Raw genomic sequence first — 20,532 nt, 5'->3', positions numbered from 1 at the left:
TCGTTCGCCATTTCCGTGAACAACACAAAACCTGTGGGAGCGTGGCTTGCCCGCGAAGAACGATAACGCGGTCCCCACTGTTGATCAGCTGACATAAAAAAAGCCCCGCCTGGCATCACCAGGCGGGGCTTTTTAACGGCTTCAGGAATCAGACGAGAGGTTTGGTCTCGTGTTCTTTTTCCTGGGCCTGTTCGTGTTGCTCTACGGCTTCCTGAACGGAGCGCGGTGCTTCGTGGATCACCGACTCAGCCGGCTCGGCAGCCACTTCGGCAGCCGGGGCAGGGGCTGCCTCGACGACTTCGGCAACTGGCTCTGCAACAACCGGTTCAATCGGAGCAGCAGCGGCAGCCAGTTCGGCTTCCTTCTGCAGGCGCTCTTCTTCACGCTTGCGACGACGCACTTCACGCGGGTCGTTCGGCGCACGGCCACTTGGGGTCAGCGCGCTGACAGGAGCGGATTCGACCACTGGAGCAGGCGCTTCGACAGCTACCGGTGCTTCAACTACCGGGGCTGGCTCGGCAGCGGCAACCACTGCTTCGGAGACTACTGCCTCGGAGACCACCGCTTCAGCAACTTCGGCCTCAACGATCGGTGCAGCAGCAGGAGCTTCGGCAACGGCTGGCTCGGCGACCCAGTTGAACGCTGTTTGCTCTTCGCGAACTTCACGGACTGTTTCAGTCACGGTCTCGACCACAGGCTCTGCGGCCACGACTGGCGCTTCAGCAACGACGGCTGGCTCGGCAGCGGCTTCAACCACTGGCTGGGCCTCAGGAGCAGGTGCCAGCTCGACTTCCGGCGATGCTGTCACTTCCACCGGGGTGGTCGCTTCGACAGCGGGGGCTTCAGCAGCTGCTGCTTCAACGGCTGGCGCTTCGACTGGGGCAGTCTCCAGGGTGGCGGCAGTGGCGCGTTCGGCTTGCTCGTTGGCTTGTGCTTCGGCCGGAGCGCTGATCACCGAGCTGGCGACAGCGGCGGTCACGGCCAGGCCGGCAGCCAGATCGGCAGTGCTTGGCGCTTCGCTGTTGGCGGTGGCTTCGCCGGATTCGGACTCTTCCGAACCTTCGATCACATTGCCATTGGCATCGCGCTGACGCTCACGACGGTTGCTGCGACGACGCTGGCCACGGGAACGACGGCGTGGACGATCGCCTTCGGCGCCTTCCTGACCTTCTTCCTGCAGTTGCTCTTCGTTGGTTGGCAGCTCTTCTTCGGCAGCCGCAACAGCGGCTTGCTCGGCACGCGGTTGACGTTCTTCACGCGGTGGGCGTGGAGCGCGCTCTTCGCGTGGAGGACGGGCCGGGCGTTCTTCTGCAACCACAGCTGCAGCTGGGGCGGCCGGAGCAGCGTCCAGAGGCTCACGCAGTTCGCGTACACGTTCTTCACGCTCGCCACGTGGCTTGCGATCTTCACGTGGAGCGCGCGGTGCACGTTCTTCACGCGGTGCGCGTGGCGCGCGTTCTTCGCGAGCGACTACCGGAGTTTCCTCACGGGCTTCGCGTGGTTGACGCTCTTCGCGCGGCTCACGTGGTGCGCGCTCTTCACGCGGTGCACGTTCTTCGCGCGGCTTGCGTTCTTCATCGCGACGACCGTTACGGTTGCGGCTCTGCTGGCGACCGTTGCGACGCTCTTCGTTACGGGCTGGACGCTCGGCAACCGGCTTTTCAACCACGACCGGTGCGGCAGGCTCTTCCTTGGTGGCGAACAGGCTGACCAGCGACTTCACCAGGCCTTTGAACAGGCTTGGCTCTGGCGCAGCGACTGGGGCGGCAACCGGTGGAGCCACGACTTCGGTCGGAACCGGAGCGTTGGCACGGGCTGGAGCAGTCTTGACCGCGGCTTCCTGGCGAACCAGGGTGCGGGTCGCAGCGGCCGGCTGGACTTCTTCCACTTCGGCAGCGGCAGCGGCGATTTCGTAGCTGGACTGGTTGGTGGCGGCTTCCGGGTTGTCATCGCGCAGACGCTGAACTTCGAAATGCGGGGTTTCGAGGTGATCGTTCGGCAGGATGACGATGCGGGCGCGGGTGCGCAGTTCGATCTTGGTGATCGAGTTGCGTTTTTCGTTGAGCAGGAACGCGGCCACCGGGATCGGCACCTGGGCGCGAACTTCGGCGGTGCGGTCTTTCAGGGCTTCTTCTTCGATCAGGCGCAGGATTGCCAGCGACAGCGATTCGACGTCACGGATGATGCCGGTGCCGCTGCAGCGTGGGCAGACGATACCGCTGCTTTCACCCAGGGATGGGCGCAGGCGCTGACGGGACATTTCCAGCAAACCGAAGCGCGAGATGCGACCGACTTGCACGCGAGCGCGGTCGGCTTCCAGGCATTCGCGGACTTTTTCTTCCACGGCGCGCTGGTTCTTGGCAGGGGTCATGTCGATGAAGTCGATGACGATCAGGCCGCCGATGTCGCGCAGGCGCAACTGACGGGCGATTTCTTCGGCGGCTTCAAGGTTGGTCTGCAGTGCGGTCTCTTCGATATCGCTGCCTTTGGTGGCGCGCGCCGAGTTGATGTCGATGGACACCAGGGCTTCGGTCGGGTCGATAACGATGGAGCCGCCGGAAGGCAGTTCGACAACGCGCTGGAAAGCGGTTTCGATCTGGCTTTCGATCTGGAAGCGGTTGAACAGCGGAACGCTGTCTTCGTACAGCTTGATCTTGCTGGCGTACTGCGGCATCACCTGGCGGATGAAGGTCAGGGCTTCGTCCTGTGCTTCAACGCTGTCGATCAGCACTTCGCCGATGTCCTGGCGCAGGTAATCGCGGATGGCACGGATGATCACGTTGCTTTCCTGATAGATCAGGAAAGGCGCGGAACGATCCAGGGAAGCTTCCTTGATGGCGGTCCAGAGTTGCAGCAGGTAATCGAGGTCCCACTGCATTTCTTCGCTGCTGCGACCCAGGCCGGCAGTGCGCACGATCAGACCCATGTCGGCCGGGGCAACCAGGCCGTTCAGGGCTTCACGCAGTTCGTTGCGCTCTTCGCCTTCGATGCGACGGGAGATGCCGCCGGCACGCGGGTTGTTCGGCATCAGGACCAGATAACGACCGGCCAGGCTGATGAAGGTGGTCAGGGCGGCGCCCTTGTTGCCACGTTCTTCTTTTTCCACCTGAACGATGACTTCCTGGCCTTCGCTCAGGACGTCCTTGATGTTGACGCGGCCTTCGGGGGCTTTCTTGAAGTATTCGCGGGAGATTTCCTTGAGAGGCAGGAAGCCGTGGCGCTCGGAGCCGAAATCGACAAAGGCGGCTTCAAGGCTTGGCTCGATGCGAGTGATCCGGCCTTTATAGATGTTGGCTTTCTTCTGCTCGCGTGCACCGGACTCAATGTCCAGGTCGTAGAGGCGCTGGCCGTCTACCAGTGCAACACGCAACTCTTCGGGTTGAGTTGCGTTAATCAGCATTCTTTTCATGTAGTACCGTCGGTTTCCGGGCTGCCGGAAACGGCGTTCGGCACACACGACTTCTCATGGTCGGTGTCAGGTGCGTCGGGAGTGGTTGGCCATTCCCGTGTCCAGCGATGTCCGGCCAATGTGGGCCTTTGTCGCGACGTACGCGTCCTGCTTGCTGTGGCTACTTAAGCACTCAGTCAGGAGGAGGAATCAACCGGCGGCTGTGGACGAGATGAAGCGTCTTGATAAAGCCTATTGCTACACAGTCCAGCGGTTGTGCATCTCCACCCTACACGTATCCCTGATAATTCGGGTGCTGCCGCGCGCAGAATCCGCAGCGGGTTGGCATTTACCGTGAGCTCCGAAAGGGGAGGTCACGCATCATGGCTAATTTAGGCGTGGTTTCCGAAGCGGTCGCTCGGGGTCATCTGCAGCTGACTGCACTTTGTGAACTGGCCGTGAATATGGCTCGCGTGGCGAGTGGGAACTCTGCTTCGCGGCGTGATTCAGGCCTCATGTCACCTGCGCTCGTTACACCTGCAAACTCCACCGTTACGTAGCGAAAGCCCCGTAGGACGGCCTCGCGTCCTGGTGAATTGCGTTGGTCAGGGCCGGTTTTTGACCGTAGGTCCGCTGTCCAGGCCGCTTTTGGCGGCGTTCGCGACTATAGCAGCAATGATTAAGTGCTTCAATTCCATAAAAAATTGATATCATCCGCGCCATGACGACTACTACCCCTCCGACTCCAGGCGTGCAAATGCTTGAGGTCTCGCCGGAATATGCCGGCCAGCGTATCGATAACTTCCTTCTTGCCCGGCTCAAAGGCGTGCCCAAGACCTTGATTTATCGCATTTTGCGCAAAGGCGAAGTGCGGGTGAACAAGGGCCGGATCAAGCCCGAATACAAGCTGCAGGCCGGCGACATCGTGCGCGTGCCGCCGGTTCGCGTGCCTGAACGTGACGAGCCGGTACCGGTGGCCCAGGGCCTGCTGCAGCGCCTGGAAGCCTCGATTGTCTACGAAGACAAGGCCCTCATCGTGATCAACAAGCCTGCCGGGATCGCGGTCCACGGCGGCAGCGGCCTGAACTTCGGCGTGATCGAAGCCTTCCGTCAGTTGCGTCCAGATGCCAAGGAGCTGGAACTGGTCCACCGCCTGGACCGGGACACCTCCGGCCTGCTGATGATCGCCAAGAAGCGCAGCATGTTGCGCCACTTGCACGAGCAACTGCGCGGTGACGGCGTCGACAAGCGCTACATGGCGCTGGTTCGCGGCAACTGGGCAAGCTCGATCAAGCAGGTTCGCGCGCCGTTGCTCAAGAGCAACCTGCGTTCGGGCGAGCGCATGGTCGAAGTCAATGACGAGGGCAAGGAGGCGCTTACCGTATTCAAGGTGCTGCGCCGCTTCGGTGAGTTCGCCACCATGGTCGAGGCCAAGCCTGTCACTGGCCGGACTCACCAGATCCGCGTGCACACCCTGCACGCCGGGCACTGCATCGCCGGCGACAGCAAGTACGGTGATGACGACTTCACCAGGGAAATTCGCGATCTGGGCGGTAAGCGCCTGTTCCTGCACGCCTACATGCTGACCGTGCCGCTGCCCGATGGCGGCGAACTGAAGCTGCAGGCGCCGGTGGATGAAATGTGGGCCCAAACCGTGGAGCGTCTGAGTGCGCCAATCTGATTACAAGCTGTTGATTTTCGATTGGGACGGCACGTTGGCCGATTCCATTGGTCGGATTGTCGAGGCGATGCACGTTGCCTCCGAACGATCGGGTTTTGCGCAGTGCGACGACTTTGCGGTCAAGGGCATCATCGGTCTGGGTTTGCCCGAGGCGATTCGGACCCTGTATCCCGAAATCGGTGATGATGAGCTGGTGGCGTTTCGTCAGCATTACGCGGATCACTACATCGCGTCCGAAGCTGTGCCTTCGCCGTTGTTCGAGGGTGTGGTCGAGTCGATGGAGGCCTTTCGGGCTGAGGGTTACCACTTGGCGGTCGCGACCGGCAAGGCGCGTCGCGGGCTGGATCGGGTGCTGAAGTCTCACGGCTGGGAAGATTACTTCGACATCACCCGTGCCGCCGACGAAACCGCCAGCAAGCCGCATCCGCTGATGCTCGAGCAGATCCTGGCGCACTGCGAGGTCCGTCCGGAAGAGGCGCTGATGGTCGGTGACTCGTCCTTCGATCTGCAGATGGCACGCAATGCCGGGATGGATTCGGTAGCTGTCAGTTACGGGGCCCAGTCGATCGAGGCGCTGAAGTTGTTCGAACCACGATTGGCTATCGATCGTTTTTCGCAATTGCATGCCTGGCTGAATCAGCAGGCTTAATAAGTTTTCGCTGGGGTAGATGGCATGGCCGACGAATGGAAGGCGCCCGAGAAGTCGAGCGCAGAGAGCGGTGACGAAAAAAGCTGGAAGCTGTTGGAGAAAACGCTGCTGGCAGGTGTGCAGGAACAGCGTCGGTCCCGTCGCTGGGGGATTTTCTTCAAACTGTTGACCTTTGTGTACCTGTTTGTCGCGCTGGCCCTGTTCACGCCACTGATGGATATGGAGAAGTCAGCCACCCGCAGCGGCAACTACACGGCCTTGATCGATGTGACCGGCATGATCGCCGACAAGGAGCCGGCCAGCGCCGATAACATCGTCGGCAGCCTGCGTGCCGCCTTCGAGGACGACAAGGTCAAGGGCGTCATCCTGCGTATCAACAGCCCGGGCGGCAGTCCGGTGCAGTCGGGTTATGTCTACGACGAGATTCGCCGCCTGCGCGGTCTGCACCCTGAGACCAAGCTTTATGCCGTGATTTCCGATCTGGGTGCTTCCGGCGCCTACTACATCGCCAGTGCCGCCGACCAGATTTACGCCGACAAGGCGAGCCTGGTGGGTTCCATCGGTGTCACCGCTGCCGGTTACGGTTTTGTCGGTACCATGGAGAAACTGGGCGTCGAGCGTCGCACTTACACTTCCGGTGAGCATAAAGCCTTTCTCGATCCCTTCCAGCCGCAGAAGCCTGAAGAAACCGCGTTTTGGCAGGGTGTGCTCGACACTACGCACAAACAGTTCATCAACAGCGTCAAGCAGGGGCGTGGCGATCGCCTGAAGGACAAGGAGCATCCGGAATTGTTCTCCGGGCTGGTATGGTCCGGTGAACAGGCGCTGCCGCTGGGGTTGATCGATGGTCTGGGCAATGCCAGCTCGGTTGCTCGCGATGTGATTGGCGAGAAGGAGTTGGTGGATTTCACCGTTCAGGAATCGCCGTTCGATCGCTTCTCGAAGAAGCTTGGCGCCAGCGTGGCTGAGCATTTGGCGATGTGGATGGGGTTCAGCGGTCCCTCGATTCGCTGATCCGGCTTTAGCGTCAAAAAGATCGCAACTTGCGGCAGGGCCTTTTGTGGGAGCTGTCGAAGGCTGCGATCTTTTGCTTTACGGGATTTGCACGCCTTCGTTAAGCAGCATGTCGACCAGGCGAATCAACGGCAGTCCCACCAGGCTGGTGGCATCCGGGCCTTCGGTGCTTTGAAACAGGCTCACCCCCAGGCCTTCAGCCTTGAAGCTGCCGGCGCAGTCGTAGGGTTGCTCGGCACGCAGGTAACGTTCGATGCGTGCCTCATCGAGTTCGCGCATGTGCACTGTGAAAGGCACGCAATCGACCTGACATGCGCCGGTTTGCGTGTTGAGCAAGGCCAGACCGGTCAGGAAGGACACGCTCTTGCCGCTGGCGGCCAGCAGCTGTTCCCGGGCCTTTTCGAAGGTGTGGGGCTTGCCGATGATCCGCTCGCCGAGCACCGCGACCTGGTCCGAGCCGATGATCAAATGAGCGCCATGGCTGGCGGCTAATGCCCGGGCTTTTTCCTCGGCCAGGCGCATGACCAGATCAACGGCACGTTCGCCCGGACGATGGCTTTCGTCGATATCCGGCGAGCTGCAAGTGAACGGCAGGCGCAGGCGAGCCAGCAATTCCCGGCGATAAACCGAGCTGGAAGCGAGTAATAAAGGCAGCATGTGCATCTCCGGAAGGCAGGCTGCGGATTCTAGCGAGGGTTACAGGTGGCGCACAGGGCTGAATTTCCTTTGACATGGGCGGGGGCATCCCTATAATGCTGCGCCTATGTTGAATGACCCGATTCCACCTCACGTTGACCCGCGCAAATTGGCTGATCGTGGCACCACCCTTCAAGGTGAGCTGCTGCTGGCCAATTTGGAGAGACTCTGCGACCCGCTTTCCGACAATGTCGGTACGGTGCAGGCAAAACTCGTTTTTGAACGAGATGAACGTAAATCTGTGGTGATCCACAGTTTTATCGACACCGAAGTCAAAATGGTTTGCCAGCGTTGTCTTGAGCTGGTCACCCTGCCGATCCATAGCGAATGCAGTTACGCTGTGGTGAAGGAGGGTGCGAATACCCAGTCGTTACCGAAAGGTTATGACGTGCTGGAACTGGGCGAAGATCCTTTGGATCTGCAGTCACTGATCGAGGAAGAGCTTCTGCTCGCCTTGCCCATTGTGCCTGCTCATCATCCGGAAGAATGCCAGCAGCCGGCGGGAGCAGATGAACCCGAACCGAGCGAGGACGAGGTAACGCGGTCCAACCCGTTCAGTGTATTGGCGCAGTTAAAGCGTGACCCAAACGTTTAGGAGTTAATCAATTATGGCTGTTCAGCAGAACAAAAAATCCCGCTCTGCCCGTGACATGCGCCGTTCGCACGACGCTCTCGAGGCTAGCACCCTGTCTGTAGAAAAAACCACCGGTGAAGTTCACCTGCGTCACCACGTATCGCCAGAAGGCGTATACCGTGGTCGTAAAGTGATCGACAAGGGCGCTGACGAGTAATCACTTGTCCGCTCAAGTCATCGCGATTGACGCAATGGGCGGGGACTTCGGTCCCCGCAGCATTGTCCAGGCCAGCCTCGCCAGCCTGTCTGCTACTCCCTCGCTGCACCTGACCCTCGTCGGTCAACCCTCCCTCCTTGAAGAATTGATCGCTGGCCAATCGGCTGCGGATCGCGCGCGCCTGACGATTACGCCGGCGTCCGAAGTCATCACCATGAGCGAAAAGCCTGCCCAAGCTCTGCGCGCCAAGCCTGATTCGTCGATGCGTGTGGCGCTCGAACTGCTGCGCGATGGCAAGGTCCAGGCCTGTGTCAGTGCCGGCAATACCGGGGCGTTGATGGCGTTGTCGCGGTTCGTGCTCAAGACGCTGCCGGGCATCGATCGACCGGCCATGGTCGCGGCGATTCCGACCCAGACCGGTTACTGCCAGTTGCTCGACCTGGGCGCCAACGTCGATTGCAGTGCCGAGCACCTGCTGCAGTTTGCGGTCATGGGTTCGGTGGCCGCCGAAACCCTGGGTATCGTGCGCCCACGTGTCGCGCTGCTGAACATCGGCACCGAGGACATAAAAGGAAACCAGCAGGTCAAGCTGGCTGCAACATTGCTGCAAAGTGCGCGTGGCATCAATTACATCGGTTTTGTTGAAGGCGACGGCTTGTACCGTGGCGAGGCGGATGTGGTGGTGTGTGACGGCTTTGTCGGCAATATTTTGCTCAAATCCAGCGAAGGCCTGGCCACCATGATTGGCGGGCGCATCGAGGCATTGTTCAAGCAGAGTCTGCCGTCACGCCTGGTGGGCGCGTTGGCCTTGCCGTTGATGAAGCGTCTCAAGGCGGATCTGGCGCCTGCGCGGCATAACGGCGCGAGTTTCCTCGGCTTGCAGGGGATTGTCGTGAAAAGTCACGGTTCTGCCGGGGTACAGGGCTTTCAGAGTGCGATTTCTCGCGCGCTGATCGAGATCCAGGAAAACCTGCCCGAGCGTATACACGGCCGTCTGGAGGATTTGTTGCTTTAGGCGTTTTCGTCGGACAATGCTTAAATGTGACCGCCCGGTTCATCGGGCCATCCAACTGTCAGTTTCTTGCGTCCCCCAAATAGCGGGACACCAATTCTCCGACGATAAGATCATTAGGGGCTTGTTACATGTCTGCTTCTCTCGCATTCGTCTTTCCGGGACAGGGTTCGCAGTCCCTCGGCATGCTGGCCGAGTTGGGCGCGGAACATCCGGTTGTCCTCGAAACATTCAAAGAAGCTTCCGATGCTCTGGGTTATGACCTGTGGGCACTGACCCAGCAGGGGCCGGAAGAGCAACTCAATCAAACCGATAAAACCCAGCCGGCCATCCTGACCGCCTCGATCGCCCTGTGGCGCCTGTGGCTGGCGCAAGGCGGCGAGCGCCCGGCTTATGTCGCCGGTCACAGCCTGGGTGAATACAGTGCGCTGGTCGCAGCAGGCAGTCTGAGCCTGGGCGACGCGGTGAAGCTGGTCGAAACCCGCGGCAAGCTGATGCAAGAGGCCGTACCGGCCGGGCAGGGCGCCATGGCCGCGATCCTCGGTCTGGAAGATGCCGATGTGCTGGCTGCCTGTGCTGAAGCGGCGCAAGGCGAAGTTGTCAGCGCCGTCAACTTCAACTCCCCGGGCCAGGTGGTTATCGCCGGTGCCAAGGCCGCGGTCGAGCGCGCCATCGAAGGCTGCAAGGCACGTGGTGCCAAGCGCGCCATGCCGTTGCCAGTCAGCGTGCCATCCCATTGCGAGCTGATGCGTCCTGCGGCCGAGCGTTTCGCCGAATCGGTTGCTGCGATCAACTGGCAGGCGCCGCAGATTCCTGTGGTGCAGAACGTCAGTGCCGCCGTGCCTGCCGATCTGGAAACCCTCAAGCGTGATCTGCTCGAGCAGCTCTACCAGCCGGTGCGCTGGGTCGAATCGGTCCAGACCCTGGCAGCAAAAGGCGCGACCAATCTGGTCGAGTGCGGTCCTGGCAAAGTGCTGGCCGGCCTGAACAAACGCTGCGCCGAAGGCGTATCGACTTCCAACCTCAATACCCCAGACGCTTTCGCTGCCGCCCGTGCAGCGTTGGCCTGAATCAGGAGAAGCTTGCATGAGTCTGCAAGGTAAAGTTGCACTGGTTACCGGTGCGAGCCGCGGCATTGGTCAGGCTATCGCCCTGGAACTGGGTCGTCAGGGTGCCATCGTGGTCGGCACCGCGACCTCCGCATCGGGTGCCGAGCGCATCGCTGCGACCCTGAAGGAAAACGGCATCCAGGGCACCGGCCTTGAGCTCAACGTCACCAGCGACGAGTCCGTTGCCGCGGTGCTGGCGAGCATTCAGGAACAATTCGGTGCGCCGGCGATTCTGGTCAATAACGCCGGTATCACCCGCGATAACCTGATGATGCGCATGAAAGACGACGAGTGGTACGACGTGATCGATACCAACCTGAACAGTCTATATCGCCTGTCCAAGGGCGTTCTGCGCGGCATGACCAAGGCGCGCTGGGGCCGAATTATCAGTATTGGCTCGGTAGTGGGTGCCATGGGCAACGCAGGCCAAGTAAACTATGCCGCCGCCAAGGCCGGTCTGGAAGGTTTCAGCCGCGCCATGGCGCGTGAAGTCGGTTCGCGTTCGATTACGGTAAACTCGGTGACCCCAGGGTTCATCGACACCGATATGACCCGCGAACTGCCCGAGGCACAGCGTGAAGCCTTGCAGACGCAAATTCCGCTGGGTCGTCTGGGGCAAGCTCAAGAGATCGCGTCTGTGGTCGCTTTTCTTGCATCCGACGGTGCGGCTTACGTGACTGGGGCTACAATCCCGGTGAACGGCGGGATGTACATGTAGGTTAAATGTGACGGATTGCTTCAAAAAAATGTCATACGAGCTGTCTAAAATCCGTTATAAAGCTGCAATCTATTTATAGGCAGAGGGTCACCGGGTTTGCGGAGCAAAGCTTTCGGTTGAAAAACCGAAAAGTCTTTCTATACACTTGCCCACTGGCCAGCTGCCTGAATTTGTCCATTAGGAGTGAAAACAAGGTATGAGCACCATCGAAGAGCGCGTCAAGAAAATCGTTGCCGAGCAACTGGGCGTTAAAGAAGAAGAAGTGGTCAACACTGCTTCCTTCGTTGAAGACCTGGGTGCTGACTCCCTTGACACCGTTGAGCTGGTGATGGCTCTGGAAGAGGAATTCGAGACCGAAATCCCTGACGAAGAAGCCGAGAAGATCACTACCGTACAAGCTGCAATCGACTACGTTAACTCCCACCAGGGTTAATAGTTTGTAATCGTTGCTTGCTGTCATGGAAAAACCGCACTGCTATCACGGCGTGCGGTTTTTTCTTTAGGCCTGATCCAAAGTCGTCGTCATTTGAAAAAAGGAGAGTGCTGTGTCGCGTAGACGCGTCGTAGTCACCGGTATGGGTATGTTGTCGCCACTGGGTACGGATGTGCCAAGCAGCTGGCAGGGCATTCTGGCTGGCCGCAGTGGCATTGGTCTGATCGAACACACCGACCTTTCTGCCTATTCCACCCGCTTTGGCGGCTCGGTAAAGGGCTTCAATGTCGAGGAATACCTGTCGGTCAAGGAAGCTCGCAAGCTTGACCTGTTCATTCAGTACGGTCTGGCCGCAGGCTTTCAGGCAGTACGCAACGCCGGTCTGGAAGTCACTGACGCCAACCGCGAGCGCATTGGCGTGGCCATGGGCTCGGGTATTGGCGGTCTGACCAATATCGAAGAAACCAGCCGCACGCTGCACGAGACCGGTCCGCGACGGATTTCTCCGTTCTTCGTACCTGGCTCGATCATCAACATGATTTCCGGCTTCCTGTCGATCCACCTGGGTGCACAGGGACCTAACTACGCCATCGCCACCGCATGTACCACCGGTACGCACTGCATCGGCATGGCCGCTCGCAACATCATGTACGACGAAGCCGATGTGATGATCGCCGGCGGCGCCGAAATGGCCGCTTGTGGCCTGGGCATGGGCGGCTTCGGTGCGTCCCGCGCATTGTCGACCCGCAACGACGAGCCGACCCGCGCCAGCCGTCCATGGGACAAGGGCCGTGACGGCTTCGTACTGTCCGATGGCGCCGGTGCCCTGGTTCTGGAAGAGCTGGAACACGCCAAGGCCCGTGGCGCGACCATCTATGCCGAGCTGATCGGCTTCGGCACCAGTGGCGACGCCTTCCACATGACTTCGCCGCCAGCCGATGGCGCCGGTGCTGCCCGTTGCATCACCAACGCCCTGCGCGACGCCAAGGTCAACGCCGACCAGGTGAATTACATCAACGCCCACGGCACCTCGACCCCGGCCGGCGACCTCGCCGAAGCCCAGGCCATCAAGACCGTGTTCGGCGATCACGCCTACAAGCTGGCGGTCAGCTCCACCAAGTCCATGACCGGGCACCTGTTGGGTGCGGCGGGCGCGGTCGAGGCGATCTTCAGCGTGCTGGCGATCAACAGCCAGGTGGCGCCACCGACCATCAACCTCGATGAGCCGGACGAAGGCTGCGATCTCGATTTCGTGCCGCACACCGCGCGCAACATGGATATCGATGTGGTCCTGTCCAACTCCTTCGGTTTTGGCGGCACCAACGGCTCGCTGGTGTTCCGCCGGTTCGCGGGTTGATGGAGACCTGGGTCGACGGTCAGCCGGCTGACGCACTGTCGCTGAAGGATCGCGGCCTGGCGTATGGCGATGGTCTGTTCGAGACCATCGCCGTGCGCGATGGCTTTCCGGTCATGCTGGATCGCCATCTGGTGCGACTGGCCAGAGGTTGCCAGCGACTGGCGATCAACCTGGATCATGAGGCCGTGGTTACCGAGCTGGTGACCTATGCCGGACAACTCAACGAAGGTGTGCTCAAACTGATCGTGACCCGTGGCGACAGCCTTCGCGGTTACGCTTTCGATCCGTCGGCCCCGGCCCGCCGTATTCTGTCGGGCAACCCTCCCGCGGCTTACCCCGAAACCCATGCCGAACAGGGCATTCGCCTGTTCCCGTGCACCACACGACTTTCCCTCCAGCCGCTGCTCGCCGGTCTCAAACATTTGAACCGTCTCGAGCAGGTGATGGCTCGCGCCGAATGGCGGGACAGCGAACACGCCGAAGGCCTGATGCTCGATCAGGACGGTCGCGTGATTGAAGGCGTGTTCAGCAACCTGTTCCTGGTGCGTGACGGTGTGCTGATCACTGCGGATCTGAGTCGCTGCGGCGTGGAAGGCGTGATGCGTGCCGAGCTCTTGTCCCAGGCCGAGTCCTTGGGCATTGCCACGCAAATCGCCGATATCACGCTGGAGCAGCTGCGGGGCGCCGATGAAGTCTTTGTCTGCAACAGCGTGTATGGCGTTTGGCCGGTGCATGCCTATGCCGACTGTCACTGGCCGGTTGGGCCGCTCACCCGTAAACTCCAAACCATTGCCCACGCGCTACTGGATGTTTGATACGTGAGACGTAAATTCTTGCTGCTGCTGGAAACCGGACTGGTTCTGGCGGGGCTGATGTTGGGCGCTTCGGCCTGGAAAATTCATTCGGCGCTGGTGCAGCCGCTGAATATCACTCAGGAAGAACTGCTGGACGTGCCCAAGGGCACCACCCCCAATCGCACCCTCCTGCGACTCGAAGCCGACGGCCTGATCAAGGACGCGTTCTGGCTGCGCGTTTACTGGCGCTTCAATCTTCCCAAGCAACCTCTGCACAGTGGCGAATACCGCATGGTGCCGGGCATGACGATGGAAGGGCTGATCGACCTGTGGAAGCGTGGGGAGATGGTCCAGTACAGCGTGACCCTGGTCGAAGGCTGGAACTTCCGTCAGGTCCGCGCGGCCCTGGCCAAGGAAGAGAAGCTGGAGCACACCCTCGAATCTCTGAGCGACAGCCAGGTCATGGACAAGCTCGGGCATGCCGGGATTTTCCCTGAAGGCCGTTTCTTCCCGGACACCTACCGCTTCGTGCGCGGCATGACCGACGTCGAGTTGCTGAAGACCGCCTACGACCGCCTCGATGAAGTGCTGGCCAAAGAGTGGAACCAGCGCTCTGCGGACGTGCCCTACACCGAACCCTATCAAGCCCTGATCATGGCCTCGCTGGTGGAGAAGGAAACCGGTGTGCCACAGGAGCGTGGGCAGATTGCCGGCGTCTTCGTGCGACGCATGGCGATCGGCATGCTGCTGCAGACCGATCCGACGGTGATCTATGGCCTGGGCGATCGTTACAGCGGCAAGTTGACCCGCGCTCATCTCAAGGAGCCGACGCCGTACAACACCTATGTGATCGCCGGCCTGCCGCCGACGCCGATTGCGATGGTCGGCCGCGAAGCGATCCATGCGGCACTCAATCCGGTGGCGGGCAGCAGCTTGTATTTCGTGGCGCGGGGCGATGGCAGCCACGTGTTCTCCGACGACCTGGACGCCCACAATAACGCGGTGCGTGAATTCCAGCTCAAGCGTCGCGCGGACTATCGCTCAAGCCCCGCGCCGATCAACGGTACCGAGACTGCGCCGGCCCCGGCCGGACAGACACAGGCTCTGGAGTCTCATGCGCCTGAAACTCCGCCAGCCGAATCCGGCGCCGGGCAGGAGCAGGCACCGATCCCCGCCGCCTCGCCCGATACCGCGCCAGAAGCGCTGCCGCAGGTTCCGCCACAAGAACCTGCGCCTGCTCCCGAGCCGGAAACCAACGCACCGCAAGGCTCGCAATGACTCTGACTAAGGACTGCCTGTGACTGGCTTGTTTATTACGCTGGAAGGCCCGGAAGGCGCCGGCAAGAGCACCAATCGCGAATACCTGGCCGAGCGCCTGCGCGCTGCCGGCATCGAGGTCGTGCTGACCCGCGAACCCGGTGGCACGCCACTGGCCGAGCGCATCCGTGAAGTGCTGCTGGCGCCGGTCGATGAGGTGATGAATCCGGACACCGAACTGCTGCTGGTGTTCGCCGCTCGCGCCCAGCATCTGTCCGAGGTGATTCGCCCGGCGTTGGCCCGTGGCGCGGTGGTTTTGTGCGACAGGTTCGCATGTGGCTTAATTCGGAATTCAGATCAAGGTAAACAATCATCTTGCTTACCCCGCGATTCCTATCTTTTGGCCTAGAGCCCTTATTTTACATGGGTTCTGGAAGAAGAGAGCTTCTTTCTTGTCTTCATTTTAACACCTGAATCTGCAGAAATGTAAACCCCTTCCTAAAGTTTTTTTCAGATAGGCAAATGTAAACCTAGATGCTTGAATCTATGCGATCCCGCATCTCCCACCTGCCCTGAACGCCAATAAAACTGGGCCTTTCCACGTTTACATTTTGGTTCCAATGGCCTTCCGCCTGCGCGTCCCTCTCTCGCCTGTCGTGCCGTTTTGGTGATCTCGTCATCTATTTCTAAACCTAAGAATACCTTAGGCTTCACATGCAACCTGATGTCAATAGGGTAGTGATGAGGTGAGCAAATGAAGGCTAGGAAACGGTACGTAAAAATCTATGGTCGCGGGCCCGCATTTTTTCCATACAAAGACGCAAGGGTCTATGGCTTTGATTTTTTGATGCGAGCGGAGCCTGACCGCATCTACGCCTGTTTAGCTTGCGCTTCCAGTTTCAGGGAAGAAAAAGTCCGTGTCATTTGGGATGCTGCTAGAGGCTTCTTCAATGAGTCTGCGATTGAGTCGCACCTGCGCACCATCCTGTTCTCGGGACAATTCTCTTTGAGGCAGATGGGTGACGATCTTGTTGTCAGTGATGGTGGTGACGGTTTCCGGGAGGAATGCCCTGAAAAAAATCACTCGGTGATGAAAATACTTTCTCGGTTGGTCCGAGAGCGGGTCAGAGAGTGCTTGGCGGATTTGGACTACTCTTGGAGCGATCAGTCTGGTTTAGGCTGGGCCGATTTGACTGATCAGATGAGGGGGCTCTTGGCCGCAGCGGACTGTGAGGCTATCTGGGAGTTGACGCTGGCTGAGGATCTGGGACTCTAATGCTGGGAAGGGTAAGACCCTAAGCATGAGGTGAGCCGCCACGGGGACACCGACGGCTTCCTGAGCTGGGTACGTTAAGTGTTTTCTCCCAAAGCAGCCGCACTCAGGCGATCTTTTCTGAACTGTGGTGAGTCCTCCGCCAAGTCCAGAAGGTCGGCGAGACTTGCGTTTTGTACATTTTGAATGACCTGATAGCTGTCAATGATCTCCCCGCCCAGCAATTGCAAAAGATGTTCGAATAGCTGGTAGTGATGATGTTGTTGATCCAGATTCTCCCACGCGCTCATGAAATCGCGAGGCAACGCAGATGATGTAGACACCGCCTGAGGGATGAAGAAAGGGCAGAATAGTTCGGTTGTCACATCAAGCCCGTCGGCGCTTGCGGTCGCAGCAAAATCCATACACATCAGGCGTGGGCGGTGCAGTAGCTGCACCGGAGCATCCAGCGCATCACTGTCGATAAAGTCTTTGAGTGCCCAATTGTCCAGGCTGCTGCTGAAATCGCCTGGCACCAAGTAGATGTCTGGATGGAATTTTTTTAGGAAGCCCTTGGTATCTGCCTTGAGGCGATCTTCTGAGTTTTCGCGGGGAAGGAAAGAGTCGCGGGTGACGCTGTTAGCAACGTCCACAATCACGATCTCACCTGCTGTCGGTCGGTAGGCGAGAATGCCCTGTGGACTGATCGCAGGGCAGTCAATCTTAAGTGCTTCCAGGCTGCGAAAGATGTGTTCCGCGTATGGCCTTGTTTTGGGGTATTCGGCGAAGAGGAATGTCGTTTTCAAGCGAAGCGATTTTGCAATCGCGGCAAGGTACATAGCGACAGTTGTCTTGCCGACTCCACCTTTCAGATTGGCGATCGCAATGATCAGCCCTGCTTTGGGTAGCTGAACTCGGGGTCTATCGTCCGTCATAACCTTGGATCGCACCATTTCCGCAATCCAACCCATGAGAAATGGGTCAACTGGCCGCGTTCCGTTCAGCCATCGGCTGATTGTCTCAGGTGCAGTGCGCCTGCCATCTTCTCGCAGGGCACTGACTTTTTCAGCCAAGGCTACGCCACTGAGATTGAGATACTTCATCGCACGTTTTAAAAGCAATGCATTCAACATATATTGACTCTCGATCATTACTCTGTGAGTATTTGTTGATCGTAGGTCAATATTTTGAGTCGTGCAATCAAAATTGTACGAACCATTTGATCGGCGGGTGAGATTGATAAGGGCCAGCGCTGGGTGTGAACGCGCTTACCGAAGGCTTAAAGCACAAGCGCGGCAAGGTAGCTACGCGGTCGCTGAGGAAAGCCAGACAGAGTTTTATCTCAATTTTTAGGCTATGTGGGCGGCAGCAGAGGTTAATGGATTATGGCTGCTTGCTAGCATTTCGAGCTTCGACATATGCTGGCGTGCTGGGGGAGAGCATCAGATATTACCTACCGAACCCGCTATACGGTGCATGTGACGTTCGGCGCCTATTTTTGAAACCCTATTTACTTGCCTGAGCGATCGCAGCAAGCATGCATATCCTGCTGCCCTGCAGGGAGTTGCGGCTGCACTTGGAGTTTAGATGAGCTTTTTTACGGACGAAGAGCAAGGGTCGCTAACGATCAGAAGAATGATTCTTCATGTCGTTGGTACCAAGGCTTTCCAAGCCATGCCAGAGCGGGCACTGGAGGAGCAAAGTTTTTTCGTTGGAAAGATTCTGGATACGGCCGCAGCGCCGGTGTTCATGTTCAAGAGCTTTTCCACCACGCGGCGCGAGATCGAGGCCATCGCTAATGGTGACACCACCTTTGAGCGTGGAGCTCAGAGCTTGGCCCTGAGCTTCAACACCCAACACGTCATCAGCAGTGCTGACGGGGTGTTGTGCATGTTCGAGCTCACAGTCAATGATCCTGATGTGAAGATTTACAGCTTAATAAAATATGACTACAGGCTGGCGCTAGAGCAGGACGACATCGCACCAGCTAACGCGCTGCGGCGGATTGTGAATGCATTGGTTGATGACAAAAAAGCGATTCAGAAAACTGCTTTGATACGCGTTGTCAGTGGTGTGGCTAGCCAAGAGGTTTCGGCTACTGATCGGACGAAGCAGGGGCCTGATATCGCAGATTATTTTGCCGACTTCCTTTCGGTTGCCAGGACGGTTTCTGATACTGAACTAAGCGAAATCACGCGCAAATTGATCAGGGCGACTTTGCAAGCTTGCAAAAAGGATCTTCCAGACGAGGATGTGTCGAAGGCCGTCAAGAAGGCCCAGGCGTCACTAGGCTCGCGCAGTAAGATTGACGAGGATGCCATTGTCGAAGCGGTACTGATTGCTGCTGGTCATCCTGAAGATGAAAAGGTTGCCAATCGACTTGAGCGTGAAACGCGTAAGCGGGTGAGAACAAGCAAGGTGCACGAGCTAAGTTTCAAACCGGATCGCAGAATTCTCAAACAGCCTTACATGCGCAAGATCATGACCGTGGAGGGGGTGACTATCCTATTCCCGGACAAGGTCGAAAATCCAAATGTGAAGGTGATAGCACTCAAAGGCGATAAAAGGCAAATCATCGTGGAAACTGACATGGTCACGGAGGATAGCGTTGTTGCACCTAAGCCTGGCCAATCTGCTTAACGACTTGGTTCGAAAAGGGCTCGCGCTGATCTCAGAGGGCCCTTCGAGCCTTATCGTGTCAAATCTGTCTTCTAGTGTGGCCCTTACGGTTGCGCGGGCTGGCAGCGACGCGTCGTGGCCGGTCAGCATCGTTGACGGCCATGGGAGTGAATATGAGCTTGATGAAGTTCATGAAGATTTCGCGCCGTTCCGTATCCAGCTTGAGAAAGTAGTGCCTTTAGCGCAAGAACAGGTTGATGATCTATTTTTGGTCACAGAAGTAGGATTCAGGAACTATTTGCAGAAAGGGCACCCGGCCGTTCGCTGGCGTTTGCTTGGTTTAAACAAGGCCTTCATATCGCGGGCCAGGGTGTACTGCGGGTGGGATGATGACCTGATGCTCGAGGTGGCACCGGCTACCAAGGCACCGCGGTTGTTGGTGAAGGAATCTGCCACTATTCGAACGGTTCCTGAGGATGTTCGGCACTGGTTGCTCGCGGAGGGCCAAGGCCTAGTCGAAGACAATTCCTATCAACAGATATGGGCAACGAATGCCTTCAATGCTCTGAGTCGCTGCGTTGCCAACGAAATTGACTCGACAGGCAATACGTTGACGTTCAAAGGGCCACCGAAACTCAATCTGACCTTTGCGCAATCCCCTGCGGTAGGAGAGTCCGAAAACGTTGGTTTGGTGGATTTTCAGCTCATCCAGGAAGCAGCTGGTTGGGTTTTCGATAACGCCAGGGAAGCAGAGGTGAAGCATATTCTGCTTTCAGCAGAGATTGCGCGGTCAGGAAGGTCAGACGGAGAGGTCGCTGAATATTTTCGAGAGCATCTGGCCGCTGCTCTCGAATGCGCAAAAATCGCCTATCAAATGGCAGTGTCCGAGATCACAAAGGACACCTTAAAGTCGCTGGGTGATCTTCGTAAGGCGGTGACTGAAGAGGCCTCCAAAGCCACCGATGCGACGAGACAAGCCGTAGCTGCGATCGCTACCGCGTTAACGGTAGGCCTGGGGCTGATAGCGGCTCGACTAACAGTTCAGATCAACCCCTATCTTATTACGGTCGTTATGGTTGTGGCTCTCGGCTACACCGCGATGAATGTATTCTCTGGCTGGAAGTTTATCGAAATTCAGCAAGCCCTGCGTGCAGAGTGGCAATCGAAGCTGTACCGTTTTCTCTCGACAGCCGAATTCAAAAAAATGGTTGAAAAACCAATAGGGGATGCAGAGGGGATCTTTCGTCGAGTCAGTATCGTCGGACTATCCATCCTTGGCCTATCGGCGATTGGGGTCGTTGTTTTCGCCTTCACCCACAGTGCGCCAGCGATAGTCGACAAAAAAGATCCTTCGGGCGAACCTGCCAATCAGCAGCGTAGAGTCGTTCCGCCGGCAATGCCTAAACCTAAGCACAATGGCTCCGGGATGGATCGCAGTAATGAGAAGTGGCTAACGCTAGACCCACCGATTATTGTGTCTATTGAACGAGAGTCGCTGAGTTATCGTGTAGACGATCGTTCACTGAACCTCAAGCGGGCTTGACTATTACGCTGCTCGTCATCCCTTCCACCTTGAGCACATAAACACCTCCCTCCTGGACTACCTTCGCTCGTGGCATGTAGGCGTAGAAGTATTCGTATTGGTAAATTGCTTGTTGCCATTTTCGACCGCCATAGAATTCGAAGACAGTGTCGGTATCCTTGAATCCCTTGAATGCCCCGCGCAACTGCCCCTCAGAAACGACCATGCTCATGTCCTCTT

The 20,532-nt window shown here is 58.3% G+C and carries 19 protein-coding genes and 1 pseudogene; 16 read left to right on the top strand and 4 right to left on the bottom strand.

All coding sequences use genetic code 11. The features are described 5' to 3' along the window. Window positions 1–148: 148 nt before the first annotated feature. A complete protein-coding gene (rne, locus tag ACW9JE_RS03215) occupies window positions 149–3,409 on the bottom strand; it encodes a ribonuclease E (protein WP_457431890.1) in 3,261 nt (1,086 codons plus the stop codon). A 700-nt stretch (window positions 3,410–4,109) separates the two neighbouring features. On the opposite strand from rne, the gene rluC reads away from it, so the two are divergent. Genes rluC through ACW9JE_RS03200 form a run of 3 tightly spaced genes read left to right on the top strand, consistent with a single transcriptional unit; the run spans window position 4,110 to window position 6,732 of the window. Next, window positions 4,110–5,069 (top strand): 23S rRNA pseudouridine(955/2504/2580) synthase RluC, encoded by a 960-nt coding sequence (gene rluC / locus ACW9JE_RS03210; protein WP_224539669.1) that lies wholly within the window; start codon window positions 4,110–4,112, stop codon window positions 5,067–5,069. Next, window positions 5,056–5,718 (top strand): HAD-IA family hydrolase, encoded by a 663-nt coding sequence (locus ACW9JE_RS03205; RefSeq protein ID WP_457431889.1) that lies wholly within the window; start codon window positions 5,056–5,058, stop codon window positions 5,716–5,718. The genes rluC and ACW9JE_RS03205 overlap by 14 nt, the downstream gene beginning before the upstream one ends. Window positions 5,719–5,742: 24 nt before the next feature. Then, complete coding sequence (locus tag ACW9JE_RS03200) at window positions 5,743–6,732, top strand: S49 family peptidase (RefSeq protein WP_457431888.1); 990 nt, start codon at window positions 5,743–5,745, stop codon at window positions 6,730–6,732. Window positions 6,733–6,810: 78 nt separating this feature from the next. Here ACW9JE_RS03200 and ACW9JE_RS03195 read toward each other — a convergent pair whose 3' ends face one another. Next, on the bottom strand, window positions 6,811–7,389 hold the full coding sequence (locus tag ACW9JE_RS03195) for a Maf family protein (RefSeq protein WP_457431887.1): 579 nt from the start codon (window positions 7,387–7,389) through the stop codon (window positions 6,811–6,813). Window positions 7,390–7,495: 106 nt separating this feature from the next. On the opposite strand from ACW9JE_RS03195, the gene ACW9JE_RS03190 reads away from it, so the two are divergent. The 11 genes and pseudogenes from ACW9JE_RS03190 (at window position 7,496) to ACW9JE_RS03140 (ending at window position 16,175) form a co-directional block, all read left to right on the top strand. Then, window positions 7,496–8,023: a YceD family protein gene (locus ACW9JE_RS03190; RefSeq protein WP_224539660.1), complete on the top strand. Its 528-nt coding sequence runs from the start codon at window positions 7,496–7,498 to the stop codon at window positions 8,021–8,023. A 13-nt stretch (window positions 8,024–8,036) separates the two neighbouring features. After that, window positions 8,037–8,219, top strand: coding sequence for a 50S ribosomal protein L32 (rpmF, locus tag ACW9JE_RS03185; RefSeq protein WP_003179396.1), 183 nt, complete (start codon window positions 8,037–8,039; stop codon window positions 8,217–8,219). Between the two features lie 4 nt (window positions 8,220–8,223). Next, complete coding sequence (plsX, locus tag ACW9JE_RS03180) at window positions 8,224–9,234, top strand: phosphate acyltransferase PlsX (RefSeq protein WP_175376099.1); 1,011 nt, start codon at window positions 8,224–8,226, stop codon at window positions 9,232–9,234. A gap of 128 nt (window positions 9,235–9,362) precedes the next feature. Further along, entirely contained in the window at window positions 9,363–10,301 is a 939-nt protein-coding gene (gene fabD / locus ACW9JE_RS03175) for an ACP S-malonyltransferase (protein WP_457431886.1), read from the top strand. A gap of 16 nt (window positions 10,302–10,317) precedes the next feature. Then, window positions 10,318–11,058, top strand: coding sequence for a 3-oxoacyl-ACP reductase FabG (gene fabG, locus ACW9JE_RS03170; protein ID WP_175376097.1), 741 nt, complete (start codon window positions 10,318–10,320; stop codon window positions 11,056–11,058). Window positions 11,059–11,254: 196 nt separating this feature from the next. Then, window positions 11,255–11,491, top strand: coding sequence for an acyl carrier protein (gene acpP, locus ACW9JE_RS03165; RefSeq protein WP_025261008.1), 237 nt, complete (start codon window positions 11,255–11,257; stop codon window positions 11,489–11,491). Window positions 11,492–11,603: 112 nt separating this feature from the next. After that, the gene (gene fabF / locus ACW9JE_RS03160) at window positions 11,604–12,848 is read left to right on the top strand and encodes a beta-ketoacyl-ACP synthase II (protein WP_457431885.1); all 1,245 of its coding nucleotides are present in this window, start codon (window positions 11,604–11,606) and stop codon (window positions 12,846–12,848) included. Further along, window positions 12,848–13,663: an aminodeoxychorismate lyase gene (pabC, locus tag ACW9JE_RS03155; RefSeq protein ID WP_457431884.1), complete on the top strand. Its 816-nt coding sequence runs from the start codon at window positions 12,848–12,850 to the stop codon at window positions 13,661–13,663. Before fabF ends, pabC begins: the two co-directional genes overlap by 1 nt. A gap of 3 nt (window positions 13,664–13,666) precedes the next feature. Next, window positions 13,667–14,920, top strand: a complete 1,254-nt coding sequence (mltG, locus tag ACW9JE_RS03150) for an endolytic transglycosylase MltG (RefSeq protein WP_457431883.1) — start codon at window positions 13,667–13,669, stop codon at window positions 14,918–14,920. A 19-nt stretch (window positions 14,921–14,939) separates the two neighbouring features. Continuing rightward, window positions 14,940–15,230 (top strand): annotated as a pseudogene (gene tmk / locus ACW9JE_RS03145) (dTMP kinase); the annotation flags it as partial. A gap of 423 nt (window positions 15,231–15,653) precedes the next feature. Continuing rightward, window positions 15,654–16,175, top strand: a complete 522-nt coding sequence (locus ACW9JE_RS03140; RefSeq protein WP_457431882.1) for a hypothetical protein — start codon at window positions 15,654–15,656, stop codon at window positions 16,173–16,175. A 74-nt stretch (window positions 16,176–16,249) separates the two neighbouring features. Here the strand turns inward: ACW9JE_RS03140 and ACW9JE_RS03135 are convergent, their stop codons facing one another. After that, window positions 16,250–17,284: a ParA family protein gene (locus ACW9JE_RS03135; protein ID WP_457431881.1), complete on the bottom strand. Its 1,035-nt coding sequence runs from the start codon at window positions 17,282–17,284 to the stop codon at window positions 16,250–16,252. 454 nt (window positions 17,285–17,738) lie between these two features. Here ACW9JE_RS03135 and ACW9JE_RS03130 point away from each other — a divergent pair, with 454 nt between their 5' ends. Further along, window positions 17,739–18,791, top strand: coding sequence for a hypothetical protein (locus ACW9JE_RS03130; RefSeq protein WP_457431880.1), 1,053 nt, complete (start codon window positions 17,739–17,741; stop codon window positions 18,789–18,791). A gap of 55 nt (window positions 18,792–18,846) precedes the next feature. Next, the gene (locus ACW9JE_RS03125; protein WP_457431879.1) at window positions 18,847–20,313 is read left to right on the top strand and encodes a hypothetical protein; all 1,467 of its coding nucleotides are present in this window, start codon (window positions 18,847–18,849) and stop codon (window positions 20,311–20,313) included. On the opposite strand, the gene ACW9JE_RS03120 is transcribed toward ACW9JE_RS03125, so the two are convergent. After that, window positions 20,300–20,524 (bottom strand): hypothetical protein, encoded by a 225-nt coding sequence (locus ACW9JE_RS03120; RefSeq protein ID WP_457431878.1) that lies wholly within the window; start codon window positions 20,522–20,524, stop codon window positions 20,300–20,302. The two genes, ACW9JE_RS03125 and ACW9JE_RS03120, sit on opposite strands and share 14 nt — an antisense overlap. Window positions 20,525–20,532 lie beyond the last annotated feature (8 nt).

It is taken from the genome of Pseudomonas sp. SDO55104_S430 (genome assembly GCF_054070595.1).
Note: the sequence above shows the minus strand (reverse complement) of the source record. Positions and strands in the feature narration are given on the sequence as shown.

Excerpts from the sequence above, each read along its gene's own strand:
- rne (WP_457431890.1), bottom strand. The coding sequence starts at position 3,409 with ATGAAAAGAATGCTGATTAACGCAACTCAACCCGAAGAGTTGCGTGTT.
- rluC (WP_224539669.1), top strand. The coding sequence starts at position 4,110 with ATGACGACTACTACCCCTCCGACTCCAGGCGTGCAAATGCTTGAGGTC.
- ACW9JE_RS03200 (WP_457431888.1), top strand. The coding sequence starts at position 5,743 with ATGGCCGACGAATGGAAGGCGCCCGAGAAGTCGAGCGCAGAGAGCGGT.
- ACW9JE_RS03195 (WP_457431887.1), bottom strand. The coding sequence starts at position 7,389 with ATGCTGCCTTTATTACTCGCTTCCAGCTCGGTTTATCGCCGGGAATTG.
- ACW9JE_RS03190 (WP_224539660.1), top strand. The coding sequence starts at position 7,496 with ATGTTGAATGACCCGATTCCACCTCACGTTGACCCGCGCAAATTGGCT.
- rpmF (WP_003179396.1), top strand. The coding sequence starts at position 8,037 with ATGGCTGTTCAGCAGAACAAAAAATCCCGCTCTGCCCGTGACATGCGC.
- fabD (WP_457431886.1), top strand. The coding sequence starts at position 9,363 with ATGTCTGCTTCTCTCGCATTCGTCTTTCCGGGACAGGGTTCGCAGTCC.
- fabG (WP_175376097.1), top strand. The coding sequence starts at position 10,318 with ATGAGTCTGCAAGGTAAAGTTGCACTGGTTACCGGTGCGAGCCGCGGC.
- acpP (WP_025261008.1), top strand. The coding sequence starts at position 11,255 with ATGAGCACCATCGAAGAGCGCGTCAAGAAAATCGTTGCCGAGCAACTG.
- pabC (WP_457431884.1), top strand. The coding sequence starts at position 12,848 with ATGGAGACCTGGGTCGACGGTCAGCCGGCTGACGCACTGTCGCTGAAG.
- ACW9JE_RS03140 (WP_457431882.1), top strand. The coding sequence starts at position 15,654 with ATGAAGGCTAGGAAACGGTACGTAAAAATCTATGGTCGCGGGCCCGCA.
- ACW9JE_RS03135 (WP_457431881.1), bottom strand. The coding sequence starts at position 17,284 with ATGTTGAATGCATTGCTTTTAAAACGTGCGATGAAGTATCTCAATCTC.
- ACW9JE_RS03130 (WP_457431880.1), top strand. The coding sequence starts at position 17,739 with ATGAGCTTTTTTACGGACGAAGAGCAAGGGTCGCTAACGATCAGAAGA.
- ACW9JE_RS03120 (WP_457431878.1), bottom strand. The coding sequence starts at position 20,524 with ATGAGCATGGTCGTTTCTGAGGGGCAGTTGCGCGGGGCATTCAAGGGA.